Source organism: Enterobacter cloacae complex sp. 385G4 (genome assembly GCF_057320665.1).
Window position 1 is genome coordinate 68,592 of record NZ_JBXWDD010000011.1, and the last position, 13,793, is coordinate 82,384.

A 13,793-nucleotide genomic window follows, 5' to 3' on the forward strand; every position below is an offset into this window, starting at 1 on the left:
ATATAGGCTTACTCTTCGTGCTCTTCCCACGCAAGGGCGCGTTTCACCGCTTTCTTCCAGCCGCTGTAGCGGTAGTTGCGCTCGGTGGTTTCGATACCAGGGCGGAATTCGCGTTCGATGACCGCTTTCTCCTGCAGCTCGTCCAGGTTCTGCCAGAAGCCTACCGCGAGACCCGCAAGGTACGCCGCGCCCAGTGCCGTCACTTCACGTACTTCAGGGCGCTCAACGCGGGTACCCAGAATGTCGGACTGGAACTGCATCAGGAAGTTGTTGGCCACCGCGCCGCCGTCCACGCGCAGGGCGTGCAGACGAATGCCGGAGTCTGCCTGCATCGCTTCCAGTACGTCACGCGTCTGGTAGGCGATGGATTCCAGGGTCGCACGAATGATGTGGTTTGAGTTCACACCACGCGTCAGGCCGAAAATTGCGCCGCGGGCATACGGGTCCCAGTACGGTGCGCCCAGACCGGTGAACGCTGGCACCACGTACACGCCGTTGGTGTCTTTCACTTTGGTCGCGAAGTACTCGGAGTCAAACGCATCGCTGATCAGCTTCATCTCGTCGCGCAGCCACTGAATAGATGCGCCCGCCATAAACACCGCACCTTCCAGGGCATAGTTCACCTCGCCGCGCGGGCCGCAGGCGATGGTGGTCAGCAGGCCGTTTTCTGATTTCACCGCTTTCTCGCCGGTGTTCATCAGCATAAAGCAGCCGGTGCCGTAGGTGTTCTTCGCCATCCCTTCCTTGACGCACAGCTGGCCGAACAGCGCAGCCTGCTGGTCACCGGCTATACCGGCGATAGGAATACGGGTGCCGCCTTTACCGCCGATGTTGGTCTGGCCGTAGACTTCAGACGACTTACGCACTTCAGGCAGCATCGCGCGCGGAATATCCAGCGCGTCCAGCATCTTGTCATCCCACTCCAGGGTGTTGATGTTGAACAGCATGGTGCGCGAGGCGTTAGTGTAGTCAGTAACGTGGACACGTCCCTGAGTCATCTTCCAGATAAGCCAGGTATCAACGGTACCGAACAGCAGCTCGCCGCGTTTTGCACGCTCGCGTGAACCTTCCACGTGGTCGAGGATCCACTTCACTTTGGTGCCGGAGAAGTACGGGTCAACCACCAGGCCGGTGGCGCTACGCACGTACTCTTCCATCCCGTCACGCTTAAGCTGTTCGCAGATCTCTGACGTACGGCGGCACTGCCAGACGATGGCGTTGTAAATCGGCTTACCGGTTTCGCGTTCCCACACCACGGTGGTTTCACGCTGGTTGGTGATACCGATAGCGGCGATTTCGTCGGAACTGATGTCTGCTTTCGCCAGCACTTCCACCAGCGTGGAGCTTTGTGACGCCCAGATCTCCATCGGGTCGTGTTCTACCCAGCCTGGACGAGGATAAATTTGCTCAAATTCGCGCTGTGACACGCTGACGATATTCGCGTCATGATCCATTACGACAGCGCGGGAGCTGGTAGTGCCCTGGTCGAGCGCAACGATATATTTTTTTTCGGTCATGGTATGTGTCCCGTAGTCAGATTACAGCGAAGCTTTTTGTTGTGCGGTAGAAGTCGTCTCCTTCTCCTCTTCCACACAGGTGTCGCACGGTAAGTGGCGACCAATTAATTTGCGATAGCCAAATGCACCCAGTGCCGCCCCTACGACTGGTCCGAACAGCGGTACCAGGAAGTAAGGAATATCTTTGCCGCCGGTGAAAGCCACGTCGCCCCATCCTGCAAAGAAGGCGAAGGTTTTTGGACCCAGGTCACGCGCCGGGTTCATCGCAAACCCTGTTAACGGCCCCATGGACGCACCTATGACGGCGATCAGGAGGCCAATCAGCAATGGCGCCAGCGGGCCACGCGGAATGCCGTTACCATCATCGCCCAAAGCCATAATGACGCCCATCAGAATAGCGGTAATCACCATTTCAACTGCGAACGCCTGCACAAAATTGATATGCGGGTTAGGGTAGGTTGAGAAGATGCCTGCCAGATCCAGACTTTCGACGCTGCCGCGCACCATATGATGCGTCTGTTCGAAGTCGATGAAAAGATTGTAATAAAGCCCGTAAACTAACGCCGCTGCGCAAAACGCGCCGGCAAATTGAGAAATAATGAAGGGAACAACTTTGCGTCCGTCGAAGCACGCGAACAGCCACAGTGCGATAGTCACCGCCGGGTTAAGATGTGCGCCAGAGACCCCTGCAGTCAGGTAGATGGCCATCGCCACGCCCAGACCCCAGATGATACTGATTTCCCACTGACCAAAACTGGCACCCGCCACTTTCAGTGCAGCGACACAGCCCACTCCGAAGAATATCAACAACCCGGTACCAAGGAACTCGGCAATGCACTGGCCTTTTAAGGTTGATGTCTGACTCATAATCGGAATCCTGAAGAAATTGATGTTTATTGTTAGCGTGGCCGCCCGTGACAGCCACGATGCCCTGTAGACATAGTGTTAATTTATCGTTAACGAGCAAAAACGAGAAATATCGAAATTAAAATGTGTGGTCTGTGTCAATAAAATGAGCGTTTTCGCGCCATAAAGCGCGTTTTTGCATCAGTCGCGCATGGTGAGCTGAATCATTTTTTTAACGAATGGGTTAACAACTTAGAGGTATATGCCGCGAACGCACCAGGACGAGGCCGAAAAGTGTTGCAAACCGCGATCTGCGTGGCATGCCGCTGGACAGGGGCGACTGCGCTCCATACAATCGGAACATATGTTGTGCGCGTTTACGTTAAAGCGTCGCCTTGCAATTCAGGAGAGGTAGGATCATGTCTTTAGAAGTGTTTGAGAAACTGGAAGCGAAAGTACAGCAGGCGATTGACACCATCACGCTGCTGCAGATGGAAATTGAAGAGCTGAAAGAGAAGAACAACAGCCTGGCGCAGGAAGTTCAGAACGCTCAGCACGGCCGCGAAGAACTGGAGCGCGAAAACAACCAGCTGCGCGAACAGCAGAACGGCTGGCAGGATCGCCTGCAGGCGCTGCTGGGACGTATGGAAGAAGTCTGATTCCCACTGGGATGAACTGAACAGGCCGGGTAAGGCGATGCCGCTACCCGGCTTTTTTTATGGTTCTCGCTGACTGACATCCAACCATAAAAAAGGCCGCCCAAGGCGGCCTTAACGCTACTTGTCCTGCGCTGTCGTGGTAAACGCAACAAACCCGATCGGTTCATCACTTTTTACAACGAGTACGCTGGCGACAATGAACGCGATACATAAATAGCGTTTCATTATGCGGTCCCTGCGGCTAACCGCTCCACCGTTCACCACCGGTGATAAGTCGGTGGACACAAGCCTGGTTAAAGGCTGCTTTACGGTTGTGGTTACACCTTTCCCTGGACCGATGCCCATGTGCGAAATGGCGGAAAGGGACGCTGCATCATAATGAGCAATAGCAGCGTAGTTAAGGTTTTCATAGATAATTAGGAACTTATAAAGGGTCGATGGGGTTACCTGAGGTTTGAACCAGGGTAAGATAAAAATCCTGGTTAAAGGTTGCAAAACTTCCCAACGGACCGCGAATCCCGAGGGACAAAAAAACCGCCACATTGCTGTTGGCGGTTTTTTTATGGTTCACGCTTATGGTTTTATTACTCAATATCCAGCGGATCTTCAGAAAGGATAATGCCGGTATTATCGGCGTAGAGATGATCGCCTGAGAAGAAGGTCACGCCGCCGAAGTTAACGCGCACGTCGCTTTCGCCGATGCCGTCACCCGCAGCGCCTACCGGAATGGCCGCGATGGCCTGAATCCCGATATCCAGGTCTTCGAGATCGTCCACCTGACGCACGGAGCCGTACACCACAATGCCTTCCCACTCGTTCTGGACGGCAATGCCGGCCAGTTCAGCATCAATCAGTGCGCGACGCACGGACCCGCCGCCGTCGACCACCAGAACGCGGCCACGGCCGTTCTGTTCGAGCAGATCGTACAGCAACCCGTTGTCCTCGAAACATTTCACCGTGACGATTTGCCCGCCAAACGATGACCGCCCACCAAAGTTGGAGAACAGCGGTTCAACGACGTTGACATCTTCCTGGTAGATGTCACAAAGCTCGGAGGTATCGTATTTCATAGGTTTAACGCTCAGTTGCTGCGAATGTGTTCAGTATATCGTGCGAAATGCGTTGTTGGCAAAATCATCAATTGTTAATTGATATTTGTCAGCTAACTGAGCGTCTGGCTTAACACAATCCCAATAACGAACAACAGGTTAGTCAGCAGAGCGCCTTTTACCGTTCGCTCCAGCATCGGCGGCATGGCTGCCGGGCTGAGTTCACGCATCACAAAGCGGGCCTGCTTAACCAGCAGCGGCGCGGCAAGCACAAACAGCCAGCCCCACAGACTGTGCAGGGAAATCAGGTTAAATAGCGCCAGGCAAACCAGCGCGCCAATAAGCAGGCAGGCATGATAGCGGCGCGCATTCACCGGCCCCAGACGCACCGCCAGCGTGTTCTTGCCGTTCTCGCGATCGCTGTCGATATCGCGCAGATTATTGATATTGAGTACCGCCGTCGCCAGCAGGCCGCAGGCGGTCGCCGGGAGGAACAGGGCAGGGATCACCGTATGCGCCTGTAAGTACCAGCTCCCCATTACGCTCAGCCAGCCGAAGAACACCAGCACAGAGATATCCCCAAGGCCAATATAGCCGTAAGGGCGCGTGCCGACGGTGTAGGTGATGGCCGCGATAATGGCGAGCAGGCCCAGCACCAGGAAGCCAATGAAGTCGCTGGTAGTTTTCGAGGCGACCGTCACCAGCGCCAGGCCAGATAAGCAAATCAGCACCACGGTGATAATCAGCGCGCGCTTCATCTGTGCCTGGGTGATCACCCCTTTTTGCATCCCGCGCAGCGGCCCGATACGGTCAGGCTTGTCGCTGCCTTTTACCGCATCGCCATAATCGTTCGCGAGGTTAGAGAGGATTTGCAGCAGCCCGGCGGTAATGAGCGCCAGACCTGCCACCAGCGGATCGAAATGCCCTTGCCACCAGGCAAGCGCGGTGCCGACAATAATGGCGGCAAAAGCCAGAGGAAGCGTTTTAGGGCGCAGACTTTCGAGCCACGCCTGAGTACGGCTGATATCAGTCATAGTAATTTAGCCAATAAAAATGGGGGCCTTAGCCCCCATTAACAGTGATGAGAATGCAGTAACCGCGATTATAGGATAAAACGGCTCAGATCTTCATCTGCCACTAACGCATCCAGATGTTTGCTCACATAGTCTGCGTCGATGGTAATGGTTTGACCGTTGAGGTCGCTCGCGTCATATGAGATGTCTTCAACCAGACGTTCCAGCACGGTGTGCAGACGACGCGCACCGATGTTCTCGGTGGTTTCGTTGACCTGCCATGCGGCCTGGGCGATACGCTTGATACCGTCTTCGGTGAACTCGAGGTTCACGCCTTCGGTCGCCATCAGCGCCTTGTACTGTACGGTAGCAGAGGCGTTTGGCTCCGTCAGGATGCGCTCGAAATCTTCGGTGGTCAGCGCCTGCAGCTCAACGCGGATAGGCAGACGACCCTGCAGTTCGGGGATCAGATCCGACGGGCTGGCTACCTGGAATGCACCGGAAGCGATAAACAGAATGTGGTCCGTTTTCACCATGCCGTGCTTGGTAGAGACGGTGCAGCCTTCAACCAGCGGCAGCAGGTCGCGCTGTACGCCTTCGCGGGACACGTCCGGACCGGAGCTGTTGCCGCCGCGCTTACAAATTTTGTCGATTTCGTCGATAAACACGATACCGTGCTGCTCAACCGCGTCGATAGCGTCCTGCTTCAGCTCTTCCGGATTTACCAGCTTCGCCGCTTCTTCTTCAATCAGCAGCTTCATCGCGTCTTTGATTTTTAGCTTACGCGCTTTCTGCTTTTGGCCGCCCAGGTTCTGGAACATGGACTGCAGCTGGCTGGTCATCTCTTCCATGCCCGGAGGCGCCATGATCTCCACGCCCATCGGCGCGGCCGCGAGGTCGATCTCAATCTCTTTGTCGTCCAGCTGGCCTTCACGCAGTTTTTTGCGGAACGCCTGACGCGCGGCTGAAGGCTCAGCCTGCTGTTCAGCCTGGCCCCAGTTGTTTTTCGCCGGTGGGATCAGCACGTCGAGAATACGCTCTTCGGCCATCTCTTCCGCGCGGTAGCGGTTTTTCTCAATCGCCTGGACGCGCACCATCTTAATCGCAGAATCGGTCAGGTCGCGGATGATAGAGTCCACTTCTTTACCCACATAGCCCACTTCGGTGAACTTGGTGGCTTCAACTTTGATGAACGGCGCGTTCGCCAGCTTCGCCAGACGACGGGCGATTTCGGTTTTACCGACGCCGGTCGGGCCGATCATCAGAATGTTTTTCGGGGTGACTTCGTGACGCAGCTCTTCATCAAGCTGCATACGACGCCAGCGGTTACGCAGCGCGATAGCCACGGAGCGCTTGGCGTTATCCTGGCCGATAATGTGTTTGTTCAGTTCGCTGACAATTTCGCGTGGGGTCATTTCAGACATGGGAGATCCTTACGCTTTGGAGGTCAATTCTTCGATGGTGTGGTTGTGGTTGGTATAGATGCAGATATCACCTGCAATATCCAACGCCTTCACCGCGATATCGCGCGCGTTCATGTCGGTATTTTCCAACAGCGCGCGGGCTGCAGCCTGGGCATAAGGGCCGCCAGAGCCGATGGCAATCAGGTCGTTTTCCGGCTGAATCACGTCACCGTTACCGGTGATAATAAGCGAAGCGGTTTCATCCGCGACCGCCAGCAACGCTTCGAGCTTGCGCAGCATACGGTCGGTACGCCAGTCCTTTGCCAGCTCAACGGCAGCTTTCACCAGATGACCCTGGTGCATTTCCAGCTTGCGTTCAAACAGTTCAAACAGCGTGAAGGCATCCGCCGTGCCGCCTGCGAAACCGGCGATCACTTTGTCGTTGTAGAGACGACGGACTTTCTTCACGTTGCCTTTCATGACGGTATTACCCAGCGTGGCCTGGCCATCACCGGCGATTACCACATGGCCGTTACGGCGTACACTTACTATTGTTGTCACGAGCAGACCCCCTGGTTACAGATTCGGGAAACAGAAGCCCTGAGCCTGTGCTCAGGGCTGAATTAAATGATAGATGGGGGGGATTTTGGGGGTTTCAACCCCCGGAGGCGAGTCGAATGCAGTTTGTGTGGCCAGCCACTTTCAAACGGGAAATGGTGCCGTCTGCGTTTTCTTTGCCTTTGACCGGGCCGATCACTACGCGATTCCAGCCGTTATTGGTGGTAATGCGTGAGTCAAATCCTTCAAACGCCAGCTGTGCACGCACCGTTTCCGCCTGCTCGGCACCTTTAAACGAACCGCACTGCACCATCCAGCGGCGCTCGTCTTTTTTCTCTGCCGTCTGCTTCGGCGCTTCGGTCTCTTTGGTTACCGGCGCGGCCTGCTGCGTTTTCGGCTGCTGCGCGGTGGTATGCGCTGGCGTCTGGAGCAGATCCTGATACGGCTGCGCCGCTTGCTTTGGCGGCTGCGCTTTTGGCTGTTGAACAGGCTGCGACTGCACCGTACGCGTCTGCTGCTGCGGTTGCTGGTATGGCTGGGCCTTCGGCTGCTGTACCGGCTGAGTTTGCGTCCACTGCTGCTGTTGCTGCTGTTGCTGCTGTTGAATTTGTGCCTGGCGCTGGCGCTGACGCTGCAGCTGCAACGTTTGCTGACGCTGCGCTGGCGTTTGTTCATTCCACGGCACTTCATTCAGCTGCGTCGGCTGCTGGCGCATATCGGCCTGCATCTGTGCCAGCAGCTGGCGCTGCTCGTCCGTCAGCTGATCGGCATTCTTCACTTCGCCACCGGCTGAGGGCTCAGTAGGCGCACGCACGCCGGGCTGACGACTTTCCAGCTCTTTAATATAGCGCCAGCGCTCTTCAGGTTTCGGCGGCAGACCATTTCCCACCACTTTGTTGCCCTGAAGGGCCTCGGACTCTTCTTTTTTATGGTGCGTGATGAAGTACAGGCCGCCAATAAAGGCCACCAGCACGGCCGCAGCAATAGCGACCATTGCTGGCGAGACCGCAGGCAGATTACGCTGCTTGCTTTTTGAACTGCTCTTTTTGCGTCGCGAAGGTGCCGGCTGGCCGCGACGTACATAATCTCGTTGTGCCACTATCGTTTCGCTGTATTTATTCGTTCGTCAGCCCGCCATGTTACTTAAGCGGCGGGGCTTTGACCAGATAAGGGTGTCCGAAAGGCGTTTACTTTAAGTCAATGCCTGGGTAGAGCCGCGAATAATCAGCTCGCAGTCCAGCAAACGCGAGCCGCTGCTAACCGTTTGACCCTGCAGCTGATCCAGCAGAAGTAGCATCGCTTCGCGGCCAATCTGATAGCGCGGTTGTGAAACGGTGGAGAGCGGTGGATCGCAAAACTCTGAAAGTGAAATGTTATCGAATCCGATAATCGACAAATCTTTCGGCACACGTAAGCCACGGCGCTTGGCGTGTGAAAGCGCACCCAGCGCCATCACGTCGCTGTGGCAGAACACCGCCGTTGGCGGTTCCGGCAGCGCCAGCAGTTTCTCCAGCGCCTGTCCGCCCGCTTCAAAGGTAAAATCACCGCGCGCAATATAGTGCGGATCGACAATCGCACCGGTACGGCGCAGCGCCTGAACATAGCCCTGCAGGCGGTAGTGGCACAGCGGCATCTCTTCCGGCCCGGCAATGCAGCCAATCCGCTTATGCCCCAGCTCCTGGAGATAGTTTACGGCGTTGAACGCGGCGGTGAGGTTATCAATGTGGACCGTCGGCAGCTCAAGCTCTGGCGCAAATTCGTTGGCCATTACCATCGGCGGTAAATTGCGCTGCTCTTCGATGCTGGCATCAAACGGCAGGCGCGAGCCAAGCAGCAGCATGCCGTCAATCTGCTTGGTGATAATGAGGTCGATAAAGGTTTTTTCCTGCTGGTTCTGGTGAGCGCAGTCGCCAATCAGCACCAGATAGCCCTGCTCAGCCGCCGTCACTTCGATACCGCGAATGATCTCGCTGAAGAAGGGATCGCAGATATCCGGCACTATTACCAGGATGGTCCGAGATTCATTGCGCTTGACGTTCCGCCCCATCGCCTGCGGGAAATACCCCACTTCCAGCGCCGCCTGTTCAACCTTGTTACGGGTCGCCTGGGAGACTTTATCCGGGTTCATTAATGCGCGGGACACGGTTGCCGTTGAGACTTGTGCTTTCTCGGCAACGTCTTTCATGGTCGCCGTGGCAACCTCTTTCCTGGACTTCAACGTCTTCTCCTCGCCTGAACACCGAACTGCGGACATCACCATTTTTACAGATAGTTAATGGAATCGGTTACAGAATTTTCATAAAAAGTGTGAGGCGCGTTAAATTTTTCGATCCGTCTTCAGCCTTCGATGGGATCGACGTCCAGTACCCACTTCACTTTACGCGCTTCCGGCAGGGTATTGATGAGCGCCAGCGTGCCGCTGACGATGTGCTGCAGGCGAATACGCGAGGGATGCTGAAGCAAAATTTGCCAGCGGAAACGTCCACCGCGTTTTGGTGCCAGCGCCGGCACCGGGCCCAGGATCCACAGCTGGTTATCCACCAGCGGGCTGGCCTGCAGGAGATTCCTTAGCTGTTGCAGGAAAAGCGGCGCCTGCTGGTTGTTATGATCCTCCGCGCGGATGATGACGTGGCTGGTCCACGGCGGCAACTGCATGGTCTGGCGTTCGGCCAGCGCCTGCTCGGCAAAGGCGTCATAACCTTTGTGCAGCAGAGTCTGTAGCAGCGGGTGCTCAGGGTGATGCGTTTGCAGTACTACCTCGCCCTGTTTACCCGCGCGTCCGGCACGCCCTGCCACCTGAGTATAAAGCTGGGCGAAGCGCTCGGCGGAGCGGAAATCTGCCGAGAACAGCGCGCCGTCGACGTCGAGCAGGGCGACCAGCGTCACGTCCGGGAAGTGGTGCCCTTTGGCCAGCATCTGGGTGCCAATCAGGATGCGCGCGCCGCCGCGATGCACTTCCGCCAGCTGCTGCTCCAGCGCCCCCTTGCGGCTGGTGGTGTCCCGGTCGATTCGGGAAATAGGCACGTCCGGGAAGAAAGGGCCAAGCGCCTGTTCCAGCTGTTCCGTTCCCAGCCCCACCGGCACGATATGCGTGGAACCACATGACGGGCACTGGCGAGGAACCGGACGCTGGCTGTCGCAGTGGTGGCAGCGCAAATGTCGCTGGGCCTGATGGAAGGTGTAGTAGTGGTCGCAGCGCGGGCACTCGGCAATCCAGCCGCAGTCGTGGCACAGCAGGGCGGGGGCAAATCCGCGACGGTTGAGGAACAGAATGACCTGGTTCCCCGCCTGCAAATGCTGGCGCATGCGGCTAATCAGCGCAGGCGCTAACCCGGCTTGCACCTGCTGGCCTTTCAGATCCAGCACGTGTTGAATGGCCGGGCGGGCATTCCCCGCGCGGCGCGTCAGGCGCAGCATGTGGTATTTACGCTGGCGAACGTTGTGCAGCGTTTCAAGCGCGGGGGTGGCGGACCCGAGAATAATGGGGATTTGCTCGCTGTGCGCACGGTAGACCGCCAGATCGCGGGCGTGATAGCGCCAGCCTTCCTGCTGTTTATAGGAGCTGTCGTGCTCTTCGTCGATCACGATAACGCCAAGGTTTTTAAACGGCGTAAACAGCGACGAGCGGGTGCCGATCACAATCGCCGCTTCGCCGTTTTTCGCTTTCAGCCAGGCGCTGAGGCGCTCGCTGTCGTTCAGCCCGGAGTGCAGCACCTCAACGGGCGCGTTAAAGCGCTCGCGGAAGCGGGCAATGGTCTGCGGCGTCAGGCCGATTTCCGGCACCATCACCAGCGCCTGTTTGCCCTGCGCGAGCACGTTTTCCAGCACGCTCAGATAGACTTCGGTCTTGCCGGAGCCCGTCACGCCCGCCAGCAGCCAGGCGGAAAAGTGGTCCGAGGCGCTATGAATGGCGCCTACCGCGGTGGCCTGCTCGGTATTCAGGCGCAGGCGATCGCCCGAGACGGAGAAGCCGTCGCGCCAGTCGTGAAGGGCGGGCGCTTCGCTGGCCAGCTCGCTCAACCCTTTCTTTCTTAATGCCTGTAGCGCCGTTTCGCTGACCTCAAGCTCGTCGACCTGGTGCCGCCAGATTTTTCCCTGACGCAGCGCCGCCAGCGCCTGCTGCTGTTTCTGCGAACGCTTCAGGCTGTTGATGTCCACGGCCTGCCCCTGTTCGGTGGCAAACCAGTACCACATCGGGGCGTGGCTGGCGCTTTTGCCCTGGCGCAGCAGGATCGGCAGGGCGTGGAACAGAACGTCGCCAATCGGGTGATGATAATAATCTGCCGCCCACAGCAGCAGTCGCCAGGTGCTGGTGGAGTAAACCGGCTCGCTGTCCAGCACCTCAACCACCGATTTCAGTTCATTGAGGGGCAATTCGCTTTTATCGCTGACGGAGACGACGATCCCCACGCGCTGCTGTTTGCCAAACGGCACGGTCACGCGACAGCCCGCTTTGGCGCTCATGCTGTCGGGCAGCAGGTAGTCAAAGGTGCGGGGAAGCGGAACGGGCAGGGCAACGTGAGCGACGGGCATCGAATCTTCCTGACTTGAAAAGTGGCGCGTTAGTATACACATTAGTAAAAGCGGCGTGCGGATCAGTTTGCATACGTTGGTTAAATTCTGTATGATTCGCCGCCTTTGGTGTACTTTACGCCAAAGAACTTACATTCAACATCGCGTGGTGTCTGGCGTTAGGGCTGGAAGAGCGACGCGGCCTTAACTGAGGTTCTCCCATGAAAAAAGATATTCACCCGAAATACGAAATGATTACTGCAAACTGCTCTTGCGGTAACTCTATCCAGATCCGCTCTACCGTGGGTCACGATCTGAACCTGGACGTGTGCGGCAAATGCCACCCGTTCTACACTGGTAAGCAGCGTGATGTTGCAACCGGTGGCCGTGTTGACCGCTTCAACAAGCGTTTCAGCATCCCGGGCGCTAAATAAGTTTCCCGAAAAAAAGGCACCGCAAGGTGCCTTTTTTGTATCCGCTTCTCAGTATTCCCACGTCTCCGGGTCAATACCCAGTTCACGCATGATCACCTTCGCCTCTTCCGGGATTTCGTCGCTACGCTCTTTGCGCAGATCGTCATCGTTCGGCAACGGTTGGCCGGTAAACGCATGCAGGAACGCTTCGCACAGCAGTTCGCTGTTGGTCGCGTGACGCAGGTTGTTCACCTGACGACGCGTACGTTCATCGGTGAGGATCTTCAACACCTTCAGAGGAATGGAAACCGTAATTTTCTTTACTTGCTCACTCTTCTTACCGTGCTCAGCGTATGGGCTGATATATTCGCCGCTCCATTCAGCCATGAGATACCTTTAATCCTCTCAGTCATTAATCTAAAGGTGCAAACCGGTCACTGCCCGTTTTGAACCGTAATCTTGCGTAGTTTACCGTAGAGACGATACCGTGGCACGGATATTGCCGCTGCAGCGTGCACTAAAGCATATAATTTTAACGGCTATTTGCGCATTGCTCAATCTATACGCAAAGAAGTTTAGATGTCCAGATGTATTGACGTCCATACTTTCAATGTTTACTCTGGTGGCTGACTTTTCACCTCATTCGCCAGGAAGCCCTCACCATGACGCGTAAACAGGCCACGATCGCAGTGCGTAGCGGATTAAATGATGACGAGCAGTACGGCTGCGTTGTCCCGCCCATTCATCTTTCCAGCACCTACAATTTCACCGGATTTAATGAACCGCGCGCGCATGACTACTCGCGTCGCGGCAACCCTACGCGTGATGTAACCCAGCGCGCGCTGGCGGAACTGGAAGGCGGCGCGGGTGCGGTATTAACCAATACCGGTATGTCTGCCATTCACCTGGTGACCACGGTGTTCCTGAAGCCTGGCGATCTGCTGGTTGCGCCGCACGACTGTTACGGCGGCAGCTATCGTCTGTTTGACAGCCTGGCAAAGCGCGGCTGCTACCGCGTGCTGTTTGTCGATCAAAACGACGAACAGGCGCTGAAACAGGCGCTGGCAGAGAAGCCGAAGCTGGTTCTGGTGGAAAGTCCAAGCAACCCATTGTTGCGCGTTGTCGACATTGCGAAAATTTGTCAGCTCGCAAGGGATGCGGGAGCGATAAGTGTAGTGGATAATACCTTCCTCAGTCCGGCCCTTCAGAACCCGTTAGCACTGGGTGCGGATCTGGTATTGCATTCATGCACCAAATATCTGAACGGTCATTCTGACGTGGTGGCGGGCGTGGTGATTGCAAAAGATCCCGACGTTGTCACGGAACTGGCATGGTGGGCTAATAACATCGGCGTCACCGCGGGCGCGTTCGACAGCTACCTGCTGTTGCGCGGCATCCGCACGCTTTCGCCGCGCATGGACGTGGCGCAGCGTAATGCCCAGGCGATTGTCGATTTCCTGAAAACCCAGCCGCTGGTGAAGAAGCTTTATCACCCGTCGCTGCCGGAAAACCAGGGGCATGAGATTGCCGCGCGCCAGCAGAAGGGATTTGGCGCGATGTTAAGTTTTGAACTGGACGGTGACGAGCAAACGCTGCGTCGCTTCCTGAGCGGGCTGTCATTGTTTACGCTGGCGGAATCCTTAGGTGGGGTTGAAAGCTTGATCTCCCACGCCGCGACCATGACGCACGCAGGTATGGCACCGGAAGCACGTGCCGCCGCCGGGATTTCCGAGACGCTGCTGCGTATCTCGACCGGTATTGAAGATTCTGAAGATTTAATTGCCGATCTGGAAAATGGCTTCCGGGTCGCAGCCAAGGGGTAA

The 13,793-nt window shown here is 56.5% G+C and carries 13 protein-coding genes; 3 read left to right on the plus strand and 10 right to left on the minus strand.

Annotation, left to right across the window (positions count from 1 at the left end):
- Window positions 1–8 precede the first annotated feature (8 nt).
- Both glpK and AC2FAJ_RS20755 read right to left on the minus strand, forming a co-directional pair.
- Window positions 9–1,517, minus strand: coding sequence for a glycerol kinase GlpK (gene glpK, locus AC2FAJ_RS20750; RefSeq protein ID WP_028014844.1), 1,509 nt, complete (start codon window positions 1,515–1,517; stop codon window positions 9–11).
- Window positions 1,518–1,538: 21 nt separating this feature from the next.
- The gene (locus AC2FAJ_RS20755; RefSeq protein ID WP_028014843.1) at window positions 1,539–2,384 is read right to left on the minus strand and encodes an MIP/aquaporin family protein; all 846 of its coding nucleotides are present in this window, start codon (window positions 2,382–2,384) and stop codon (window positions 1,539–1,541) included.
- A 398-nt stretch (window positions 2,385–2,782) separates the two neighbouring features.
- Between AC2FAJ_RS20755 and zapB the strand changes: the two genes are divergently transcribed.
- The gene (zapB, locus tag AC2FAJ_RS20760) at window positions 2,783–3,022 is read left to right on the plus strand and encodes a septal ring assembly protein ZapB (RefSeq protein WP_028014842.1); all 240 of its coding nucleotides are present in this window, start codon (window positions 2,783–2,785) and stop codon (window positions 3,020–3,022) included.
- A 584-nt stretch (window positions 3,023–3,606) separates the two neighbouring features.
- Here zapB and rraA read toward each other — a convergent pair.
- The 7 genes from rraA to priA all read right to left on the minus strand — a co-directional run bounded on the left by rraA (window position 3,607) and on the right by priA (window position 11,578).
- On the minus strand, window positions 3,607–4,092 hold the full coding sequence (rraA, locus tag AC2FAJ_RS20765) for a ribonuclease E activity regulator RraA (protein WP_014885702.1): 486 nt from the start codon (window positions 4,090–4,092) through the stop codon (window positions 3,607–3,609).
- A 92-nt stretch (window positions 4,093–4,184) separates the two neighbouring features.
- Complete coding sequence (gene menA / locus AC2FAJ_RS20770) at window positions 4,185–5,111, minus strand: 1,4-dihydroxy-2-naphthoate polyprenyltransferase (protein WP_100171285.1); 927 nt, start codon at window positions 5,109–5,111, stop codon at window positions 4,185–4,187.
- Between the two features lie 62 nt (window positions 5,112–5,173).
- A complete protein-coding gene (gene hslU / locus AC2FAJ_RS20775) occupies window positions 5,174–6,508 on the minus strand; it encodes an ATP-dependent protease ATPase subunit HslU (RefSeq protein WP_028014840.1) in 1,335 nt (444 codons plus the stop codon).
- 9 nt (window positions 6,509–6,517) lie between these two features.
- Window positions 6,518–7,048 carry an ATP-dependent protease subunit HslV gene (gene hslV / locus AC2FAJ_RS20780; protein ID WP_008501802.1) on the minus strand — a complete coding sequence of 177 codons (531 nt, stop codon included), beginning with the start codon at window positions 7,046–7,048 and terminating at the stop codon, window positions 6,518–6,520.
- Between the two features lie 94 nt (window positions 7,049–7,142).
- Window positions 7,143–8,144, minus strand: coding sequence for a cell division protein FtsN (gene ftsN, locus AC2FAJ_RS20785; protein WP_485454485.1), 1,002 nt, complete (start codon window positions 8,142–8,144; stop codon window positions 7,143–7,145).
- Window positions 8,145–8,237: 93 nt separating this feature from the next.
- Window positions 8,238–9,263, minus strand: coding sequence for a DNA-binding transcriptional regulator CytR (gene cytR / locus AC2FAJ_RS20790; protein WP_041911797.1), 1,026 nt, complete (start codon window positions 9,261–9,263; stop codon window positions 8,238–8,240).
- A 119-nt stretch (window positions 9,264–9,382) separates the two neighbouring features.
- Entirely contained in the window at window positions 9,383–11,578 is a 2,196-nt protein-coding gene (priA, locus tag AC2FAJ_RS20795) for a primosomal protein N' (protein WP_045631547.1), read from the minus strand.
- A gap of 200 nt (window positions 11,579–11,778) precedes the next feature.
- Here priA and rpmE point away from each other — a divergent pair, with 200 nt between their 5' ends.
- On the plus strand, window positions 11,779–11,991 hold the full coding sequence (gene rpmE / locus AC2FAJ_RS20800) for a 50S ribosomal protein L31 (RefSeq protein WP_003862040.1): 213 nt from the start codon (window positions 11,779–11,781) through the stop codon (window positions 11,989–11,991).
- A 48-nt stretch (window positions 11,992–12,039) separates the two neighbouring features.
- Here the strand turns inward: rpmE and metJ are convergent, their stop codons facing one another.
- On the minus strand, window positions 12,040–12,357 hold the full coding sequence (gene metJ / locus AC2FAJ_RS20805) for a met regulon transcriptional regulator MetJ (protein ID WP_003862042.1): 318 nt from the start codon (window positions 12,355–12,357) through the stop codon (window positions 12,040–12,042).
- A gap of 275 nt (window positions 12,358–12,632) precedes the next feature.
- On the opposite strand from metJ, the gene metB reads away from it, so the two are divergent.
- Entirely contained in the window at window positions 12,633–13,793 is a 1,161-nt protein-coding gene (gene metB / locus AC2FAJ_RS20810) for a cystathionine gamma-synthase (protein WP_021242813.1), read from the plus strand.

Excerpts from the sequence above, each read along its gene's own strand:
- rraA (WP_014885702.1), bottom strand. The coding sequence starts at position 4,092 with ATGAAATACGATACCTCCGAGCTTTGTGACATCTACCAGGAAGATGTC.
- AC2FAJ_RS20755 (WP_028014843.1), bottom strand. The coding sequence starts at position 2,384 with ATGAGTCAGACATCAACCTTAAAAGGCCAGTGCATTGCCGAGTTCCTT.
- metJ (WP_003862042.1), bottom strand. The coding sequence starts at position 12,357 with ATGGCTGAATGGAGCGGCGAATATATCAGCCCATACGCTGAGCACGGT.
- metB (WP_021242813.1), top strand. The coding sequence starts at position 12,633 with ATGACGCGTAAACAGGCCACGATCGCAGTGCGTAGCGGATTAAATGAT.
- rpmE (WP_003862040.1), top strand. The coding sequence starts at position 11,779 with ATGAAAAAAGATATTCACCCGAAATACGAAATGATTACTGCAAACTGC.
- hslU (WP_028014840.1), bottom strand. The coding sequence starts at position 6,508 with ATGTCTGAAATGACCCCACGCGAAATTGTCAGCGAACTGAACAAACAC.
- zapB (WP_028014842.1), top strand. The coding sequence starts at position 2,783 with ATGTCTTTAGAAGTGTTTGAGAAACTGGAAGCGAAAGTACAGCAGGCG.
- glpK (WP_028014844.1), bottom strand. The coding sequence starts at position 1,517 with ATGACCGAAAAAAAATATATCGTTGCGCTCGACCAGGGCACTACCAGC.
- priA (WP_045631547.1), bottom strand. The coding sequence starts at position 11,578 with ATGCCCGTCGCTCACGTTGCCCTGCCCGTTCCGCTTCCCCGCACCTTT.